Here is a 15,242-nt window from a genome sequence, read left to right as displayed (position 1 = left end):
TTTTAGGCATTAAAAAAGCGCCTTGAGGCGCAGCAGATATAAAAAACCGACCTCTTATTGGGTCGGCTTACTTAAGAACTTCTATTAATTTTGCTATGGCTTGTAGTATGGGTGCTAATTGCCATGTCCCTACACCTACAATCACCAAGAAGCAGACAATGTAGGTCCAGCGCCTTAATGCTTTACTTTCTGATAATTGATTCATTGCTTTATCAACCTTTAAATCTAGGTTAAAATTCATCTATGGTTTGCTTCCTTCTGCCATAAGGTTGTGAACACAAAAAAGCCCGTGACTCGTAATCATGGGCTTTTTGCTTTTTTTGGGTATAAAAAAAGCCCACCGAAGTGAGCTTATGCAATAATTAAAAGAGTCTATTGGCTAGATTGCAGCATTCCGAGATTAAATGCATCTACCGAGTCTATGTTGACTATTATACTTGTTTGGCTTGAAGGAACTTTAACCCCATTCACCCAATACGCAGCATTTTTTAGATGAAGATATTGAAGTTCATCCATTGGCGTTTCTGGAATTTCGCCTTTTTCTTCGACTATCTGTGCATCAATAATATCTACATGATGTTTTAAGATTACATTCTGTTCGAGAGTGAAAAACTCACTTCTTGATATTAATTCACCACTAATCAACTGGCCATTTACACTTAAAGTAATAGGTAGTGTTTGCTTCTTTTCTACAACGATAGAATCATTTGCATTAACAACAAGCACTCTTAATAAACCGTTTTTCATATTTATCCCTATAATTTTTTAAACCTTGCTGCAATTTCTCTTCATGTGATAGAGAAATCTTTTCGCCTTTTGTACTATATAATCAATTTTCAGGTTAGTTCTAATCCTTAACCATAATTACACGCAAGTTGTTATGAAGGGCTTGAGAATCTAAAAGCGATTCTCAAATATGAGAAGCATCAAAAAAGCACCCTAGGGTGCTTTTGCTTCATACGCTGCTCATATTCTGAGTAGGCTTGCACCTAATATATTCTTTTTTGGCCTGCTCAACCTGTTTCTCATAATCAATAAATTTTATTTGAGCTGCTGCCTCTCCCTCTTTCCCTCTCATGAAATCTAAATAGGCCTCAATCTGAGAGTTCATAGCAGCAACATATAAAATCCTAGTTGTTTCCATACATCCAGCATATGATTCGGCTGCAAGCCTTCTTTTGATTTCTTGTAGTTTGGCAACTGGTTGGGCTAGTGCTATCCGACCAGTTGAGGCTGCTACTTTTTCTGCATCCTCCCATTCAGAAAAAATTTCGTTAAAAACCTTTATATGTTGGGGATTGGTAATGGTTACATTATCAACTTTAACTTCAGCGACTTTTTGTGCATCGTCTGGATCTATACCAGCATTTAGCAACTCAGCTTTAGCTTCACTGATTTTTTTATCCCTCTCTGCTTGAGCAGCAACTAGTTTTTCAGCTTCATTCTGTTGGTATTTCCCCCAAGCAAAATATCCAGCACCGAAAACAATAAGTGCTATGACGATCAAAATTACTGGGCTGTTTTTGTATTCCTTGCCGCATGTTTTGCAATGAGTATCAGTAGGCCTCATTGGCTTTTTACACGATTTACAAAATTTTATAGCCACTATAATCCCCTAAATTATTATTTCCACATCATAACTTTAGGGTGCTACTTGATCAATCAGAAACCATTTCTTTCTTGAATGATTCAAAGCCCTTTTTGTCAGACTGTGCCACACGACCAGCAACGGCGTTATTGAAGATTCCCTGCTTATACAGCTTGTTTGCTGCTTTGACATAACCTTGGAATGCGCCGTAGGTCATTTCCATGATTTCACTGTGCCGATGGCCCATTGATACCAGAAACTGGAATGAATCAAACCAGGTGGAGTCATCTTTCTTTTTAATGCCACGTTTAGGCTTTTCGTATTTGAAGTAAGCTTGGTTGATCAGAAGTACCGCCTTAAGTAGCTCTTTAAATCCCTGCTCATCAGCAGCAAGTTCTACCAGTGATTCATTGTTCAGATCAGTGACACATGCCATGGTCGAAATGACCTGTACACCATGAGCCTTGAATAGCCCTGTCAAAATCTCATCTGAATGATTCTGGTCTTTGATGAAGTTCTTAATCAACTCAGCATGCATTGCCCAGGTATCAAAGTCTTTCATCTGGATCTGGCGGACTTCAATGTCATTGATTTTGATGCTTCGATTTGTTGCTAGGAAAAAGTCATTCATGATGGAATCTCGAGATAAATTTTATGCATTAAAAAAGCACCCGGAGGTGCTTTTCTTTTAACTTTAATAAAGGCTGAATTCTATAAAGTCCAACTACCACCTTGTCCCATCTCATAAACGATGAAAATTAAGGCTAGTACCATTAGTATGACAACAACGATTTCTGTTTTCGTTAGCATTTTCGGTGCTCCACTTTTCATCATTCATATGATAAGCAAAGCAAACAATTAATAACATAAATATTACAAAAAAATTATTGGATGTTACAAAGATTTAGAAGTTAGGGAAGTTTCTTTAGAGTGTAGCTACCTACTGAAGCATTCAAACATTTCGTTAAGCAACTCAACAAAAAGTTTCAACCGAAAAGCATTCTTACGCAAAACTAGATCCTTCTAACTCTAGCCTTGAATATCTTACATATCCCGACATAGCTGATACATCCGTGATTTAAATCATTCTCTACACTGAATTTAAGCTTTAGAGACGTAGAGGAAATTCAAATGAAAAAGTATTCGAAAATTCTAATATTGGCTTTATTCGGATTCACTGGCACCGCAGCTATTGCATCAGAACCACCAATTGAAGCTACTGCTGCAGCTGAAGCACAACAGGTTGCTTTAGAGCATGCAAGGAAGCAAGCAAACACACCCGAATCATCTGATGAATAAAGTAAAGCCCTCAAATGAGGGCCTTATAATTATTTATTCCAACTTGGTGTGCAGGAGCTTTTCCATGAAAGCTCAAATTGCTTTGGATCCATCTGATTTTCTACAAGCACTATATTCTTTTCAAGCACAATGAAACGCTGGAAATCAATATCTGTGCCCCCTACTTCCTTATAGCTAACTTCCCCACAATCCCCGACTTGATTCCGGAACTTAGCTGAATCAGGATTGGGAATGAATTCTTTAGTGGCTTCTTTTGCAAATTCAAGCTGTTCTTTCTTGATTGTTTCTAGATCAGGTTGCTGACCGTTAGATTCTCTGTGTCCGCAACCCGCTAAAATCATAATAAAAATAATAGGCCTAAATTTTTCATAATATCCCCTTGCGTTAAGGGCGTCACTTTACATCACTTTTCAAATTTATCTAACGCCCAGGAAGGTAACTTTGTAAAGTTGTGTTTAGCTATTTTGACTCTCATTCAATATTAATTTTAGATAACAAGTTTAAAAATCCCATCTATCAAAAACCTCCCGAAGGAGGTTCTTAGCTTACTAACTTACTGACATACAAGATAAATAATAGTAGAAATAATTATTACGGCTAGGATGGAGACAAATATTTCTATTTTAGTCATAGCAGTTTTATTCTTAACGTGAAGTGAATATCTTTTATATCCCCATCAGATGAAAATTAGAATAACAAAAGATTACATAATCTTTATTTTTTACTATTTATAGGACTTACGCACTGTTATTTATAGACTCTCTGTGGTAGCAGATGATTTTTATCGAGAATAAAGTCATCAATGAAGTTTTTGATCATTGGTCTAAATAATTTCTTCTGCCAACGATATACATTTTCAAAGATCCCCTCAAACTGGTTCTTTTGTATCTCAACGTAGGCCATTAAGGCTGAAAAAATATGATTCAAAATCAGTTTAGACCGTCTTACTTGAAACTTTTCAATATGACAAACCTGTTTAATCACTCGGTGATATTGTTCTATTTTCCAATGACTTGAATGTAATTCATGAAAACCCTCAAAGGACAATAAATCATCTTCATCTTGATACACAATATAAAACCTCTGCTGTTCTTTTAACTGAGTCTTAAATAATTGTACAAAGCCAAAATCTTTGAGCCAGACCACTTGACCCTGATGGAAATTCGGCAATAAACGCAGTTGAAACCATTGTCCTTTTTCAGGGGAAACCTTACGGTTACAGTCGATACCAAACATAAATCGAATACCATGTTTTCTTATGGTTTTTAGATTTGCAGTCGATGAATACCAACTATCACCTGTAATAAATTGAATCTTTGCACCCCAACTAAGTACTTCACTTAACATATCCATAAAGTAATCATTCTTGGTTTTACCCTCAGATTTGTCATAAATTCGGAAATTAATTGGAATATTTTGACCATTCTGATCTGTCGCATACAAGGTAATGAGATTAATCCCCTTGACGGATCGGTGGTGTTTGCCTGACCAAAAATAGCTAACCAAGTCCATATGTTGACTATATGGTTTATCTAAAACAGTATCATCAATACTGACTATAAGTTTATTATTATCAATATGTTGAATTGCTTCTTGATATAGGTCGTGAGGTGTGTAGTCTTCACGCTCTAGAAAGCGATTTACACTATCATGCGAGATATTATAAGTCTCGGCAAGTTGTGTGCAGCTAATAGAGTTCGGTTCTGTCATGAGAAAGCCCATATAAATGGGTAATGTACAAGTTGCTGTAGAAGCATGTTTAGTTCGTCTGATCACAGATACTTTATAAACTATTTTAATACTTTTTTGAATCCGTCAATGCGTAAGTCCTAATTTATTAAGTTTCATCTTAAATGTTTTAAGACTTATTACTATAAGGCAGGCACAAAAAAAGACGCTAATGCGCCGTGGATTTCTTTGTGCCTGTATGGTTTATGGGTTTATGCAGCTACGCTAAAACGCTCAATATGACCAAATACACTTAGCTCTTCATCATTAGCTTTAGAGATATCTGCCAGTGCTTCACCTTCAATTGAATAAGATCCGAAGTCCTCATGAATTAGATCAAACTCGGTATCTGGCGAAAATTCGACGCGCCATAAAGTTAAGATCACCTTATCGCCTGTAACAGTATCAATGCCTTTAAACAGCAAGCGATATTCATTACCTAGGTTAGTTGCAATTGTAGTACGTGTCTTAGCACCGGCTTTGGCAGAAAACTTAACTGAACCAACAATAGCTTCATTAAAAATGACTGTGCCGTAAACAGCATCCAGTACATATTTATCTGAAGTGATGGCAACATCCGAGCTGTCTTTAAAATCCACTTCACTTAAATTACGATGTCCTAAGTCAATCATGGCGCCAGCTTCTACAGCACCCAGAGTAATATCAGTCAGCTGAGTTTCAGGGATTTCGATTGATTTGCCACTTAGGACCATTGCTAAGTTTTGCTTTGTTACTTCTTCAAGCGTACCAGAGATAGCCACTGCAGTTTGTTTGCGTAGTACCGCATCCTTAGCACGGAGGCCGGTTTTACTTTCATAGTGATCAGTGGATTCACTAGAGATTGCGATCTGCAATTCCGGTGTATTACCAACGGGCAATAAGGCAGATGGCACACTATTAACCATCTTCGCCAAATGAAGCTCGCCTTGAAGCGAGATTAAATCTGATTTAGCCATTACTTTTCATCCCCTGTGGTTTTCTTGGCTGGAGCAGCGGCTTTAGCTTCAGGTACTTCCTGAATCACGCCATCTGCCACTAATTTTTTGATCTGAGCATCACCCAATCCGCCAACGACATCGCCCTTTTTAAAGCGACCGACAGGCTGAGTTGCCTTGTATTGTTTCACCATGACTGGCTCCTAAATGAATTTTTGTGATTCAAAAATAATCGTGATGTATGCAAAGCCCGGACTATAACCATCCCGAACCGATATGAAATCCAGTGCCGTGCGTGATGCTTGAGGCTGCCAACCGGAAAGTAGTTGAATTACTTTCTCGGTCAAAAGCCCCGCTTCATCACTTACAGCACGTCCATCGGTCATTTGAGATTGAGCATTGCGACATGCCACCGTAACCGCCCATTGCTGACCGATCTGATTGATACTTCCACGACCTGCACTGGCTTTCTTGTCGATACGGACAAAATTGACATGCGCAGATGGCGTGACTTGTGACATCTCTGTTACGCTGACTGAGTTTAACGGCGTATAGATCTTTAGAAGTTCTGGAATTTCTTTCAGCTTTTCTGCAATCTCATCACGTACCGCGAAGAAGGTGCTCATCTATAAAACTCCCGACAATATCTAAAACCATGGCTTCATCTTCTGCATTGATCCCTAACTGTGTTCGAGGCGGTAAAATCGACTGCTTAACTTTCCGATATTGACCACCCACTGCAAAAGTAATGTATTGGCCATTCTTAGGTAGGATTGTTGCGCCGTAATGTAGATGGGGTGCAACCAATGATTGGGAGAATGACAAATACAGAAACCGGGAACGGGCATTTAAGGCTAAGCCGCGTGGAATTAGGTTGGTGGTCAGTTCAGTTTTTCCGGCCCCTGGTGGAACATTGATAACTACGTTCGCAATCTCACCAGCTATCACCTGATCAATGATCCAAGAGATATAAACATGGTGCCAGTTCACCGTAAATTTGAAGCCCATTCGGGGCTTAAAGAAACGCCGGGTGAAATATAAATGCTCATCTTCACACAGCTTCTTTTCAACCTGTGTTTGCAGATCCATTTAGTATTCCTCTTGGGCCTTCTTTACAGCAGCTTCAACTTGGTCTTGGGTAGCGTGCACAACTGTTGTTTGTAATGCTTCGCCGTCCTTACCGGTAATTTCTTGTCGGTTAGTGAATTGACCACCTACATCTTTAGCAGCCTGTTCAAGAATCTTGAGTGCTAATTTTGCATTCTTGGTTTTTTCAAGTTGCTTCTGATATTGCTTAAGCCGGTAATACTTACTAGCAATTGGAATATCTATCAAACCTTCATCAAATTTCTTACGAGTCTGGTTGAATAGATCTGCAAGTTTTTTCCCGAGATTGCGACCTGCATATTTAGTCGGGTCATAGTTTTCACACTGACGGCGATCAATTTCAATATTGAACTCTTGCTTGACCAACTCCGCAACTTCTTGAGGGGTATCACGGCATGCAAGAGCTTGAACGATAAATATTTTTACAGGCTCTTTAAGTGCTGCCATAAATCCCCCTTTTGTCATGCTACGTCATGCAAAGTAGGCAAAAAAAATCCCCTTTAATCGGGGAGCTTTTTTAAATCATTTCAAAATGCCTCAATGCTTCTTCAACCTTACCCTTATGTTCTTCAGGACAAGGATGAACACGGTTATCTGGATCATACCTATTAGGTGCTTGCCTTTTAGTTAAACCATGCTGATTTTTAATATCTGCTATCCAGCAACTTTTAAAAGTACGCCCATGTTTTTCAGTAAGGAATTCTTGAATTTGTTTATATGTAGCCATACGTGCCCTCCTTTAGATCAAATCTACAAAAAAATGAAATAAAGTAAAGCTAAAATCTGATCCCATTTTAATTAATCACACAGTTCCCACAACATGCTGCAATATTCGTTTCAGATACAAACGGCGCATTCTTGGCAATTTCCAAAAGCCGTTTTACAGACTCATCTGCGCCCCATCGTTTGGTCTCACCAAAGAAAACTTCAACGTCATGGCCAGCCAGGTAATGCTTAGGTAAACCAGTCATATCGCTATAAATGATTTCACCATCTTCATCACGCTCTACACCGATGTGATACAGCTCATGCTCAATCAAACGGCAGAACTCACGATCTGAGGCTTGCTCACAGAAAGCAGCATCCACAGTAATCAGGTATTGAGGCACAAAGCCGAACCAGTCCCGCATCTGCTGTTCCTGGCGTGCTTTCTTCCAGCCGCCCACGTTAAACATCACCTTTTCACATTGACCCAGTACCATACGCTTTTTCGCTACGGCGGCAGATGAAGCCCATGCGAATGCAAGGAACTCTTCATTGTTATGCAGTAATTCAGCAATATGATCATGATCCGGGTTATGTAGTTCACCACCGAGAGTAAGCCAGTTATTCACGACCCATTCTTTAAGCTCTGGTGCTGGTGCCAAACGAATAGCCTCCTCTTCCTCAGCCTGATCAATCAGCTCCGTCGGCGGGAATGGTCTGAACTGTTCCATAAGATGCCTTTAAATTTCTCAGCCATGCCGTTGCACGGCCCATGTTGATATCATTGACTTCAAAACGCTGATAGCGGTAACCCATTTCTTCAGCATGGTCATAGCGATCCATACTCCAAGCTTTTGTGGCCAACTTACCTTTTCGACCACCAGACCAAGGCCCACCAGCAATTTCAATTAATGTGAGATAGCCAACCAGGTGCAAATCGAAACGCCAGTGCTTAGTACTTTTAAAATGAAAATATTCTTCGTATTTGATTTCCATCCGATCCAAGATTTCTTTTAATCGATCGAATGCTTCTAAGTATTTTTCACCAGCTTTGGGTAGGGGTCTGACACGCGATTTCTTTTTTGGCGGGATTTTTTGGGTGAAAAGTTTATAAGCCTTTTCATCCATACAAAGTGAACCGTAAATTATTAATGCGTTCTTTCAGCTTAATTATAATTTCATCGATTACCATCATTTGATGACGCGTCAATCCAGATCTGCTGAGATTCTGATACTTAGACAGCTCAGTACTGCAAAATTCTAAGTCTTGTTTAGCTTGTACTTTGTCTGTCATAGGTACCACCAATAAGAAAAGAAAAACCCCGACAAATTAATGACGGGGTTTGAGTCGTAATACGTTCGACAAAAGGAAAATAGCAATATATTTCAATAAAAAACCCGTTTAACTCTCTCCAATTAAACGGGCTTGACTTGCGTCACAACGTCTTTCTTCTTTTGCAGAGCAACTATATTGCTTAAATATTACAGCTTTATGAAACAGCTCTTTGCTTGAGTGGTTGTTATTCAACTTCTTTCAAACAATCCCGACACACTTTGATTTCTTCATCATCAATCGTGTAATCGATCTCAGTCGCACCGTGTAGGCCGAATAAACACATCAGTAATCTAAGCATGATTTTACTCCTGGACAATCAAGCAATCATGTCGCAAGAAATGTCAGTTATTTTCACTTATAAAACATAAATTTATGATATTTATTTCCAAAATAATGTCAGTAATTTTGTCGAACTAAGCAAGATTCCTTCCTGGTTAATCAAGCAATGATCAAGCAATGATCAAGCAATGATCAAGCATTTTAACTTGGTGTGATTACACTAATATTTCTCAGGGCATTAAATAAGCCCTTTTCGCAGGGCCAAACGCTACTCATTAATCCATCATCTCGAAATGGGCTATCAATCTGACTTCTTAACTTTCGTCCTGTATGGGTCGGGTTGTCATCCCAGATCTAGTATTTCTCTTAGGCCCACTCAGTACGTGACGAAATCGCACTGGATTCAAACCAATTTATACGGCTGGTTTCAGCATCCCACCGTTTGTGCTTTTAGCTGAACAAATGAATGTACAGCGTCACAAATCCGAATTGCCTAATGGCTGACGTTATTTCATAAGATCACCAATGAGTCAGGTTTATGGAATTTCAGGCATTAAAAAAGCCCGATCAAATTAATGAGCAGGCTTATATTTTTGATTTTGTATTATTCCACTTCTTTCAAACAATCCCGACACACTTTCTGGTCATCACAATTAATTTCAGTCACACCATGCAGGCCAAATAAGCAGAATATAAATTGGAGCATACTTTTCTCTATAAATTAAAAAAGCCTGATCAAATTCATGAACAGGCTTACCTCTTTTAAATTTACTTTATTTAATTTGTGTAATCATCTCTATGCTTACCACACTTGCAACATTCTACCTGAATAAAAATATCCGACTCATAAGTGTAGTGATGAAAGCATAATAGCTGCTTTAAGAGTTGCCGCATATTTTTCTCCCAAATGTTGGAGACCCCACTGAAAAGTGGAGTGATCATAGATGGTAAATAACAAGTTAGTACTTGCTCATCGCCTGCATAACAATTAGCTGTGAAGAACTTCTAATTCAAAACCGTTATCAATCATTTCATTAATACTGGGTATCAGTGCCTCCACCCACTCTCCCTTGCTCCAAACCTTTAAAATTCCATTCTCTTCCTTATAGTAAGCATGATCGAAAAGTGAGATATGATGAATAACCTGTGTTCCGTTTGGTATACGTGTCATACAAACCTCCAGACTTTTTGTTGTAATTTTAATCTATCAGAATATTATGTTTTTTAATTATAGATGCTTGTATCAATTCACTATTAAATGTGACCTATCAAACAATACAGCAACACATGACATAAGAAAAATAGGCAAAAAAAACCTCCTTTGGGAAAAGGAGGCTGAAATTGGAAAGAAACTACAGCGATAGAATCTAGGCCACGATTCTATCTAAATTTATTTTTTAATCAACAGTAAAAATCATTTTATTTAGGCAATAAAAAGCCCACTTACTCGTCAAAATAAGCGGGCCCGTGCTGCAGTCATTTTCTTCGTATTACGTCTTCTTCTTATCGCAAAAACAATATAGCACTAAGGCTTTGATCAGAAAGTATAGAGAATATTAAGAAACTGTTTTCAAATGTTGAACTTAAGTTAATTTTCTTTTCAGGTAATAAATTCTAAGCATTAAAAAAGCCCACCATTTGGAGAGCTTTCCTTGATGCTTAAACCTATTCTTTTGAACACTTCACTTCAAACTGGTATTCGTCTTGGGTAACCTTAATTTTAATATTTTTATATTTTCGTTTGTTTGGATCCATTGCCGAGCCAGCCACTTCCTCAAAAAAGCTACGATCATTCATTAGCTCGCCATACACTTTATAGCCTAATAAAATCTTTTCAGGCTTTTTGCCTTCAGCCACTAATTTACCGAGAGTATCTTCTAGTTTTTTAACAGTTAAAATCGCCATTTCAATTAGAGCTCAAAAACAAAAAGGCATTATCACTTAATTTTATGAATAAATAATGTCAAAAAAGCCCACCTTTCGATGAGCTTTAATGACTTGGTCTCGGTTGAACCGTAATACGACCAGTATAGAAAAAGAATACCTTACATCCATATAGGATGTCAAACACTCAATTTTCTTAAATTTTTCCGGTACTGGCCTGCATAATGCTCTACCTCATCGTTCAACTCTTTGAGCAAAAGTTCAACTGCATTACCTAGCCATGCATAGCGTTTTGAATAAGTATTTGGTTCAATATAATCAATTCCTGAAAATACTAAGCGGCCTTTCAATGTATGGTATTCACGCAACTTTGGACGCAATGAATAAAACAGTTCCATGCGTGCAATGTGTTTGCAGAATTGCGGCATATCAAAACTTTCACGCTGCTTATCCATTTCCTCTTGCACCATACGCCATAAGTAATCTGAGATGTATTTTGTGACCACGGAATAATTATCCGTATTGTCTCGATAATCACCCCATACCAAAATTGACGCATAAGCCTTGGTTTCATCATTTGGCATTAAAGCAATTGCGCCACAACGATCTTCCCAATTGACAGGGATTTCATTTGTTGGTGGTGTATCTGCTTCATAATTTGCTGTTTTGGCTCTTAACTGCTGCCCCAACCATTCAATATTTGTCATCTTTTCAGCTACCGTCGCATTCATCCCAAATCCCCTACCATCTTCTCAATTTGCTGGATCGCGTGACCTGACTTCACTTGATCTGTACTAAACCTTAATACTTGAAAACCCATCATGGTTGCGGCGTTATATTTTTCCATGTCCCCGATATACCCCTTGCCTCTGGTATGTCTTCCTCCACTCCAGATCGCACCTTCAACTTCTACCAGTATCTTTTTTCCTACCAGGTGGAAATCAGCTCTCCATTTCCGCTTTGGGTGAAACTCAAATTCCTGCTCAAACTCAATTTTTAAAGTCTTTAATTCTCTGGCCAGCTTTGCTTCAAACTCATTCGGTATCTTTTCACTTTTAACCTTAGGGCGCTTGGAACGCCCTTTCGCTCTGGTGGCTTTCACCATTTTCTTGTATTCAGCGATTGAGTAGCTGGTCATTCACCCCAAACCCTCAATACAACGGCGCCAATAGCCATGAAAATAAACATCAGCGCTTTGTTTAGATCCTTCATACGGCAATTTCACCCTTTACATTCATAATGTCTTTGGCATATGCAGTTGCACGGTAATGACTCTCTGATACACGCTCCAAATAACCACCTTTGACATGCTCCTGAAGCAGGCTGTAAATAGTGGTTCTATGGAAATCAAAAACAGCTTCTTGCACGTCCTTCACTGAAAATGGCGTAGTGGCATAACAAGCAAAAAGCATCAAACTTATCTGATCTTCAAAGCTAACTTTCCTATGGATTTTTGACTGATCATCAGAATCAATTTGCTTAATCTCGCCACCATTTTTCAAAAATTCTTCAATTGTTGTATTCACACCCCACCCCCTACACGCTGATCTGTCCAATTGCATTCAACTACGGTTAATCCACCCTGTTGAAAACGAGACCAAAGACGATCACCCAAGTCTTTCTGCAGCTCAGCTAATGTCAGATTAGAAATCAGCATGGTCGGCTTCATCCGGTCATAGCGTGCATATAAAACTTTGTGAACTAGCTCACGGCGTTTATCACGGTCATGCAATCCATATTCATCCAGGATCAACAGGTCATACTGGCTGAAATCATAAATCACAGATTTTTCTGTAGCGTCCGGCTGCTCCCATGCGTTCATGATTCGCTGTGCCAGATCTTCGCTGGTGATGTAGCGTGCATACTTGCCCTTGTTGAGCAATGTTCGAGCTGTTGCGCAGCTGAGATGAGTTTTTCCTGTACCAGTAGGTCCCACCATCACAAAGTTGTTTTTATGGCCATTGATCATGTTCTTGGCAAAGGAAACAACCTGATTCAGTGCGTTCTGGTGTCCAGCGTGTTGAACGTTGTAATTCTTAAAACCTGATGTTGCATGGCGCTCTGGAAGCATTGCCCCAGCAAAGTGTTTTTCACGTACAGTGCGATCAATTTCAGCTTGTGCATTGCGCTTTTGCTCTTCCAGAAATTCTACGGCGCATTGTGGACATTTGTGGTATGGACCGGCTTGAACCATTGCTATTTTGTGCTCTGAGCAGATCGCGTGTGTTTGTTTTAATCCCTGAGTCAGCATCGACATTGCGTTCATACAAAGTCCTCCGGGATATGTACTGGTGAATTCACTGCTGCGTGATGTTGCGATGCTTGGTCTGCCCAAGCTGTATTCACATCCAGATTAGAATTTTGTTTTTCAGAAGACTGATACGTTTTTTGAGTGTATTTACGCTTGATCCACTTCACGAAGTTTGAATACATCTGGGTGTCTGTGATCAAGCCTGCGTTCAAACGTGGTTCGTAATGGGCATTCACTTCAAGTAAAATCTGATTCACCAGTTCTTGGGTCATCGGAGTTTCACCTGATCTCTGTAACCAGGAATTCAGAGAATGCAAATCTGGTGTCCAGAGATTCAGCACTTGGTCAACAGAATTTTCCTGCGCGTTTTCCTCTTTAAAGTTTTCTTTAAATGTTTCTTTAAGTGTTTCTTTAATAGTGCCCCGTTCAACGGGACTAGTCCCGTCACCTTTCGCGGTACTAGTCCCGTCCCGTTTGGTGGTACTAGTCCCATCACCTTTAAGGGTACTACCCTCATTTGGTACTAGTCCCTTTTCGCGGTACTGGTCAGGAGTGAATAAATATTCATTCAAACAGCCTGTTGTTCTTTCAACTTTGATTAAGCCAAGCTCTTCCAGATCACGAATACATGACATAACCGTATCGCGTTTTTTGATACCGCAATATTTTTGAAATTGAGTGATAGCAATTGGGTGAGATGCGCGGTCAAATCCAATGGTTTGACGCATGACAAACATTAAACACTTAAATGCCTTATCGTTCAGTTGAGCCATGATCTGACCGTCAATTAAACCATTTGGCATCTTGGTGTAGCGCTCTTCTTTATTCGACATAGCTTTGCGCTCATTTTTTGGAAAATGAACTACTTGCCCTTGAGGTATTGGTGGTTCATGTGCTAAATTTGATTTCATATTCAATTCTTTTCTCCGATCGAATTCGAATTAAAAAGCCTGACCTTCCACCTCAGGCTTTTTCATTTTGTGTGAATTTATGCATTTGCTTGCTTAAAGCCATATCCGCTGCTTTAGCGTTTTCAATAATGCGATTAAGAATTTCACTCGCTTCCGCATATTCTTGTGGCGTCACCATCCCATCCTCTAAAACCTCATAAACCTTTTGATTGGCTTTTCCAGTTTCAGAATTCATTTGAAGCAATGCTTCTACGATAGTCATCTGACGATGTGTGCCTTCTCCACCTGCCGGCATAAGAACAAAACCAAGCATATGAGCCCAAACTTTCAGAACTACCGGGTTTTGGGTCAAAAGCATAATTGCTTCAAACTTCTTAAGACTTGGATCATGGTTTTCCATATTTGGGTTCAAGAGTGGGAAGGCACAGCCGAAGACCACCAAGAACAAATGTTTTACACAGAAGATTGGTTTAAAGAGCCGATGTACCAGTGCTTTGACCTACCAACAGCATGCAAAGTTTTTAAATATGGTGAGATTGTTGAATGCTACAAAAAAGGCTCATCACCACTTACTACATCAAATTTTGAAGAAGCCAAGCGCTTCTATGAGGTGGCGTGATGGATAGTACTGATCAAATAGTTGAGCCAACCCCATTTGATGATGTGCAGTGGCTCTGGTGCGCTGACTGGTGCAAGAAAAAAGGTTTAAGCCCATATGATGCAAAGAACTGGGCAGATGCAAAATTTGAATACTTGAAGGCTCATGAAGCCAAGGAGAGAACCAATGGCTGAGAGTCAAGAATCATCTGAACACAATGAAAATAGCGATATCGATAAGCAAGTAAACCTCATGGATCAATTCATTGAAAGTGGTGGTTTTGACCAGGCTTTTAAAGATGTCTTTGGATTGCCGGAAACAGTAGTAAAAAGCTTAAAGGAGGTGTCATGAGTGAATCTGAACGTGATTTACTCGAAGCTATCTTTGATGAGATGCAGGAGCTTAAAAGAGCAATGGCAAATCAAGATGAGCGCCGAGTGAGTATCAAGGAATTTGCGAAGCGGATGAATATGAGTGAGCCGACTTTATATGACAGGATCAAAAAAGGAGAAATTGACCAGCCAAGCAAAGATGGTCCACGAAGTTACTACCTAAATAGTTATGTGAACGAAGTTGTCACAAGGCATTCAAAAACTGGTAAAGTAGCCGCTTGATTGAGCG

Annotated in this window: 27 protein-coding genes and 1 pseudogene; 6 read left to right on the top strand and 22 right to left on the bottom strand. The window is 39.3% G+C overall.

What is annotated here, in order from left to right; genetic code table 11:
• Window positions 1–67: 67 nt before the first annotated feature.
• The 4 genes from HGD77_RS05385 to HGD77_RS05370 form a co-directional block, all read right to left on the bottom strand.
• Window positions 68–241 carry a hypothetical protein gene (locus tag HGD77_RS05385; RefSeq protein WP_004279628.1) on the bottom strand — a complete coding sequence of 58 codons (174 nt, stop codon included), beginning with the start codon at window positions 239–241 and terminating at the stop codon, window positions 68–70.
• Between the two features lie 131 nt (window positions 242–372).
• Window positions 373–747: a hypothetical protein gene (locus HGD77_RS05380; protein ID WP_004279626.1), complete on the bottom strand. Its 375-nt coding sequence runs from the start codon at window positions 745–747 to the stop codon at window positions 373–375.
• 208 nt (window positions 748–955) lie between these two features.
• Window positions 956–1,606, bottom strand: a complete 651-nt coding sequence (locus HGD77_RS05375; protein ID WP_004279625.1) for a hypothetical protein — start codon at window positions 1,604–1,606, stop codon at window positions 956–958.
• Between the two features lie 52 nt (window positions 1,607–1,658).
• On the bottom strand, window positions 1,659–2,219 hold the full coding sequence (locus tag HGD77_RS05370; RefSeq protein WP_004279623.1) for a hypothetical protein: 561 nt from the start codon (window positions 2,217–2,219) through the stop codon (window positions 1,659–1,661).
• Window positions 2,220–2,719: 500 nt separating this feature from the next.
• On the opposite strand from HGD77_RS05370, the gene HGD77_RS05365 reads away from it, so the two are divergent.
• The gene (locus HGD77_RS05365) at window positions 2,720–2,887 is read left to right on the top strand and encodes a hypothetical protein (protein WP_004279621.1); all 168 of its coding nucleotides are present in this window, start codon (window positions 2,720–2,722) and stop codon (window positions 2,885–2,887) included.
• Window positions 2,888–2,916: 29 nt separating this feature from the next.
• Here the strand turns inward: HGD77_RS05365 and HGD77_RS05360 are convergent, their stop codons facing one another.
• From HGD77_RS05360 to HGD77_RS05315, 10 genes are all read right to left on the bottom strand, one after another.
• Entirely contained in the window at window positions 2,917–3,228 is a 312-nt protein-coding gene (locus HGD77_RS05360) for a hypothetical protein (RefSeq protein ID WP_168730730.1), read from the bottom strand.
• A gap of 406 nt (window positions 3,229–3,634) precedes the next feature.
• Window positions 3,635–4,663, bottom strand: a complete 1,029-nt coding sequence (locus tag HGD77_RS05355; RefSeq protein ID WP_080591915.1) for a transposase — start codon at window positions 4,661–4,663, stop codon at window positions 3,635–3,637.
• A gap of 164 nt (window positions 4,664–4,827) precedes the next feature.
• Window positions 4,828–5,571 (bottom strand): hypothetical protein, encoded by a 744-nt coding sequence (locus HGD77_RS05350; protein ID WP_004279617.1) that lies wholly within the window; start codon window positions 5,569–5,571, stop codon window positions 4,828–4,830.
• The gene (locus HGD77_RS05345) at window positions 5,571–5,744 is read right to left on the bottom strand and encodes a hypothetical protein (protein WP_004279614.1); all 174 of its coding nucleotides are present in this window, start codon (window positions 5,742–5,744) and stop codon (window positions 5,571–5,573) included. Before HGD77_RS05345 ends, HGD77_RS05350 begins: the two co-directional genes overlap by 1 nt.
• 9 nt (window positions 5,745–5,753) lie before the next feature.
• Complete coding sequence (locus HGD77_RS05340) at window positions 5,754–6,176, bottom strand: hypothetical protein (protein WP_004279612.1); 423 nt, start codon at window positions 6,174–6,176, stop codon at window positions 5,754–5,756.
• Window positions 6,151–6,639 carry a hypothetical protein gene (locus HGD77_RS16965; protein ID WP_004279611.1) on the bottom strand — a complete coding sequence of 163 codons (489 nt, stop codon included), beginning with the start codon at window positions 6,637–6,639 and terminating at the stop codon, window positions 6,151–6,153. Before HGD77_RS16965 ends, HGD77_RS05340 begins: the two co-directional genes overlap by 26 nt.
• Complete coding sequence (locus HGD77_RS05330) at window positions 6,640–7,104, bottom strand: DUF2280 domain-containing protein (RefSeq protein ID WP_004279610.1); 465 nt, start codon at window positions 7,102–7,104, stop codon at window positions 6,640–6,642.
• A gap of 70 nt (window positions 7,105–7,174) precedes the next feature.
• On the bottom strand, window positions 7,175–7,384 hold the full coding sequence (locus HGD77_RS05325; protein ID WP_004279609.1) for a hypothetical protein: 210 nt from the start codon (window positions 7,382–7,384) through the stop codon (window positions 7,175–7,177).
• 67 nt (window positions 7,385–7,451) lie between these two features.
• A complete protein-coding gene (locus HGD77_RS05320; protein WP_004279608.1) occupies window positions 7,452–8,093 on the bottom strand; it encodes a putative metallopeptidase in 642 nt (213 codons plus the stop codon).
• A complete protein-coding gene (locus tag HGD77_RS05315) occupies window positions 8,053–8,490 on the bottom strand; it encodes a hypothetical protein (RefSeq protein WP_004279606.1) in 438 nt (145 codons plus the stop codon). The genes HGD77_RS05320 and HGD77_RS05315 overlap by 41 nt, the downstream gene beginning before the upstream one ends.
• Before the next feature lie 1,025 nt (window positions 8,491–9,515).
• Here HGD77_RS05315 and HGD77_RS05310 point away from each other — a divergent pair.
• On the top strand, window positions 9,516–9,662 hold the full coding sequence (locus HGD77_RS05310; protein WP_004730169.1) for a hypothetical protein: 147 nt from the start codon (window positions 9,516–9,518) through the stop codon (window positions 9,660–9,662).
• A 303-nt stretch (window positions 9,663–9,965) separates the two neighbouring features.
• On the opposite strand, the gene HGD77_RS05305 is transcribed toward HGD77_RS05310, so the two are convergent.
• From HGD77_RS05305 to HGD77_RS05270, 8 genes are all read right to left on the bottom strand, one after another.
• Entirely contained in the window at window positions 9,966–10,148 is a 183-nt protein-coding gene (locus tag HGD77_RS05305; RefSeq protein ID WP_004730170.1) for a hypothetical protein, read from the bottom strand.
• 494 nt (window positions 10,149–10,642) lie between these two features.
• On the bottom strand, window positions 10,643–10,882 hold the full coding sequence (locus HGD77_RS05300; RefSeq protein ID WP_004279605.1) for a hypothetical protein: 240 nt from the start codon (window positions 10,880–10,882) through the stop codon (window positions 10,643–10,645).
• A gap of 158 nt (window positions 10,883–11,040) precedes the next feature.
• Window positions 11,041–11,592 (bottom strand): hypothetical protein, encoded by a 552-nt coding sequence (locus HGD77_RS05295; protein WP_004279603.1) that lies wholly within the window; start codon window positions 11,590–11,592, stop codon window positions 11,041–11,043.
• On the bottom strand, window positions 11,589–11,999 hold the full coding sequence (locus HGD77_RS05290; RefSeq protein WP_004279602.1) for a DUF559 domain-containing protein: 411 nt from the start codon (window positions 11,997–11,999) through the stop codon (window positions 11,589–11,591). Before HGD77_RS05290 ends, HGD77_RS05295 begins: the two co-directional genes overlap by 4 nt.
• A gap of 70 nt (window positions 12,000–12,069) precedes the next feature.
• Window positions 12,070–12,387, bottom strand: coding sequence for a hypothetical protein (locus HGD77_RS05285; RefSeq protein ID WP_004730172.1), 318 nt, complete (start codon window positions 12,385–12,387; stop codon window positions 12,070–12,072).
• Window positions 12,384–13,127, bottom strand: a complete 744-nt coding sequence (locus tag HGD77_RS05280) for an ATP-binding protein (protein WP_004279597.1) — start codon at window positions 13,125–13,127, stop codon at window positions 12,384–12,386. The genes HGD77_RS05285 and HGD77_RS05280 overlap by 4 nt, the downstream gene beginning before the upstream one ends.
• Window positions 13,124–14,023, bottom strand: coding sequence for a replication protein (locus HGD77_RS05275; protein ID WP_168730729.1), 900 nt, complete (start codon window positions 14,021–14,023; stop codon window positions 13,124–13,126). The genes HGD77_RS05280 and HGD77_RS05275 overlap by 4 nt, the downstream gene beginning before the upstream one ends.
• A gap of 52 nt (window positions 14,024–14,075) precedes the next feature.
• Window positions 14,076–14,423 carry a phage regulatory CII family protein gene (locus tag HGD77_RS05270; protein WP_228761465.1) on the bottom strand — a complete coding sequence of 116 codons (348 nt, stop codon included), beginning with the start codon at window positions 14,421–14,423 and terminating at the stop codon, window positions 14,076–14,078.
• A 6-nt stretch (window positions 14,424–14,429) separates the two neighbouring features.
• On the opposite strand from HGD77_RS05270, the pseudogene HGD77_RS05265 reads away from it, so the two are divergent.
• From HGD77_RS05265 to HGD77_RS05250, 4 genes and pseudogenes are all read left to right on the top strand, one after another.
• A pseudogene (locus tag HGD77_RS05265) lies at window positions 14,430–14,642 on the top strand (hypothetical protein); the annotation flags it as partial.
• Window positions 14,642–14,815 (top strand): hypothetical protein, encoded by a 174-nt coding sequence (locus HGD77_RS05260; RefSeq protein ID WP_168730728.1) that lies wholly within the window; start codon window positions 14,642–14,644, stop codon window positions 14,813–14,815. The pseudogene HGD77_RS05265 and the gene HGD77_RS05260, both read left to right, overlap by 1 nt.
• Window positions 14,808–14,972: a hypothetical protein gene (locus tag HGD77_RS05255; protein WP_168730727.1), complete on the top strand. Its 165-nt coding sequence runs from the start codon at window positions 14,808–14,810 to the stop codon at window positions 14,970–14,972. The genes HGD77_RS05260 and HGD77_RS05255 overlap by 8 nt, the downstream gene beginning before the upstream one ends.
• Window positions 14,969–15,235: a helix-turn-helix transcriptional regulator gene (locus tag HGD77_RS05250; protein ID WP_138743264.1), complete on the top strand. Its 267-nt coding sequence runs from the start codon at window positions 14,969–14,971 to the stop codon at window positions 15,233–15,235. The genes HGD77_RS05255 and HGD77_RS05250 overlap by 4 nt, the downstream gene beginning before the upstream one ends.
• Window positions 15,236–15,242: the final 7 nt, after the last annotated feature.

Origin of the sequence: Acinetobacter sp. NEB149, from assembly GCF_012516415.1 — a bacterium.
Lineage (GTDB): Bacteria > Pseudomonadota > Gammaproteobacteria > Pseudomonadales > Moraxellaceae > Acinetobacter > Acinetobacter lwoffii_V.
The sequence above is the reverse complement of the archived record's forward strand: the minus strand, read 5'-3'. Positions and strand labels throughout refer to the sequence as shown.

Bases quoted from the DNA above. Each gene is read 5' to 3' on its own strand.
- HGD77_RS05385 (WP_004279628.1), bottom strand. From the start codon at position 241: ATGAATTTTAACCTAGATTTAAAGGTTGATAAAGCAATGAATCAATTA.
- HGD77_RS05380 (WP_004279626.1), bottom strand. From the start codon at position 747: ATGAAAAACGGTTTATTAAGAGTGCTTGTTGTTAATGCAAATGATTCT.
- HGD77_RS05370 (WP_004279623.1), bottom strand. From the start codon at position 2,219: ATGAATGACTTTTTCCTAGCAACAAATCGAAGCATCAAAATCAATGAC.
- HGD77_RS05365 (WP_004279621.1), top strand. From the start codon at position 2,720: ATGAAAAAGTATTCGAAAATTCTAATATTGGCTTTATTCGGATTCACT.
- HGD77_RS05360 (WP_168730730.1), bottom strand. From the start codon at position 3,228: ATGATTTTAGCGGGTTGCGGACACAGAGAATCTAACGGTCAGCAACCT.
- HGD77_RS05350 (WP_004279617.1), bottom strand. From the start codon at position 5,571: ATGGCTAAATCAGATTTAATCTCGCTTCAAGGCGAGCTTCATTTGGCG.
- HGD77_RS05345 (WP_004279614.1), bottom strand. From the start codon at position 5,744: ATGGTGAAACAATACAAGGCAACTCAGCCTGTCGGTCGCTTTAAAAAG.
- HGD77_RS05340 (WP_004279612.1), bottom strand. From the start codon at position 6,176: ATGAGCACCTTCTTCGCGGTACGTGATGAGATTGCAGAAAAGCTGAAA.
- HGD77_RS16965 (WP_004279611.1), bottom strand. From the start codon at position 6,639: ATGGATCTGCAAACACAGGTTGAAAAGAAGCTGTGTGAAGATGAGCAT.
- HGD77_RS05330 (WP_004279610.1), bottom strand. From the start codon at position 7,104: ATGGCAGCACTTAAAGAGCCTGTAAAAATATTTATCGTTCAAGCTCTT.
- HGD77_RS05325 (WP_004279609.1), bottom strand. From the start codon at position 7,384: ATGGCTACATATAAACAAATTCAAGAATTCCTTACTGAAAAACATGGG.
- HGD77_RS05320 (WP_004279608.1), bottom strand. From the start codon at position 8,093: ATGGAACAGTTCAGACCATTCCCGCCGACGGAGCTGATTGATCAGGCT.
- HGD77_RS05315 (WP_004279606.1), bottom strand. From the start codon at position 8,490: ATGGATGAAAAGGCTTATAAACTTTTCACCCAAAAAATCCCGCCAAAA.
- HGD77_RS05310 (WP_004730169.1), top strand. From the start codon at position 9,516: ATGGAATTTCAGGCATTAAAAAAGCCCGATCAAATTAATGAGCAGGCT.
- HGD77_RS05305 (WP_004730170.1), bottom strand. From the start codon at position 10,148: ATGACACGTATACCAAACGGAACACAGGTTATTCATCATATCTCACTT.
- HGD77_RS05300 (WP_004279605.1), bottom strand. From the start codon at position 10,882: ATGGCGATTTTAACTGTTAAAAAACTAGAAGATACTCTCGGTAAATTA.
- HGD77_RS05295 (WP_004279603.1), bottom strand. From the start codon at position 11,592: ATGAATGCGACGGTAGCTGAAAAGATGACAAATATTGAATGGTTGGGG.
- HGD77_RS05290 (WP_004279602.1), bottom strand. From the start codon at position 11,999: ATGACCAGCTACTCAATCGCTGAATACAAGAAAATGGTGAAAGCCACC.
- HGD77_RS05280 (WP_004279597.1), bottom strand. From the start codon at position 13,127: ATGAACGCAATGTCGATGCTGACTCAGGGATTAAAACAAACACACGCG.
- HGD77_RS05275 (WP_168730729.1), bottom strand. From the start codon at position 14,023: ATGAAATCAAATTTAGCACATGAACCACCAATACCTCAAGGGCAAGTA.
- HGD77_RS05270 (WP_228761465.1), bottom strand. From the start codon at position 14,423: ATGGAAAACCATGATCCAAGTCTTAAGAAGTTTGAAGCAATTATGCTT.
- HGD77_RS05260 (WP_168730728.1), top strand. From the start codon at position 14,642: ATGGATAGTACTGATCAAATAGTTGAGCCAACCCCATTTGATGATGTG.
- HGD77_RS05255 (WP_168730727.1), top strand. From the start codon at position 14,808: ATGGCTGAGAGTCAAGAATCATCTGAACACAATGAAAATAGCGATATC.
- HGD77_RS05250 (WP_138743264.1), top strand. From the start codon at position 14,969: ATGAGTGAATCTGAACGTGATTTACTCGAAGCTATCTTTGATGAGATG.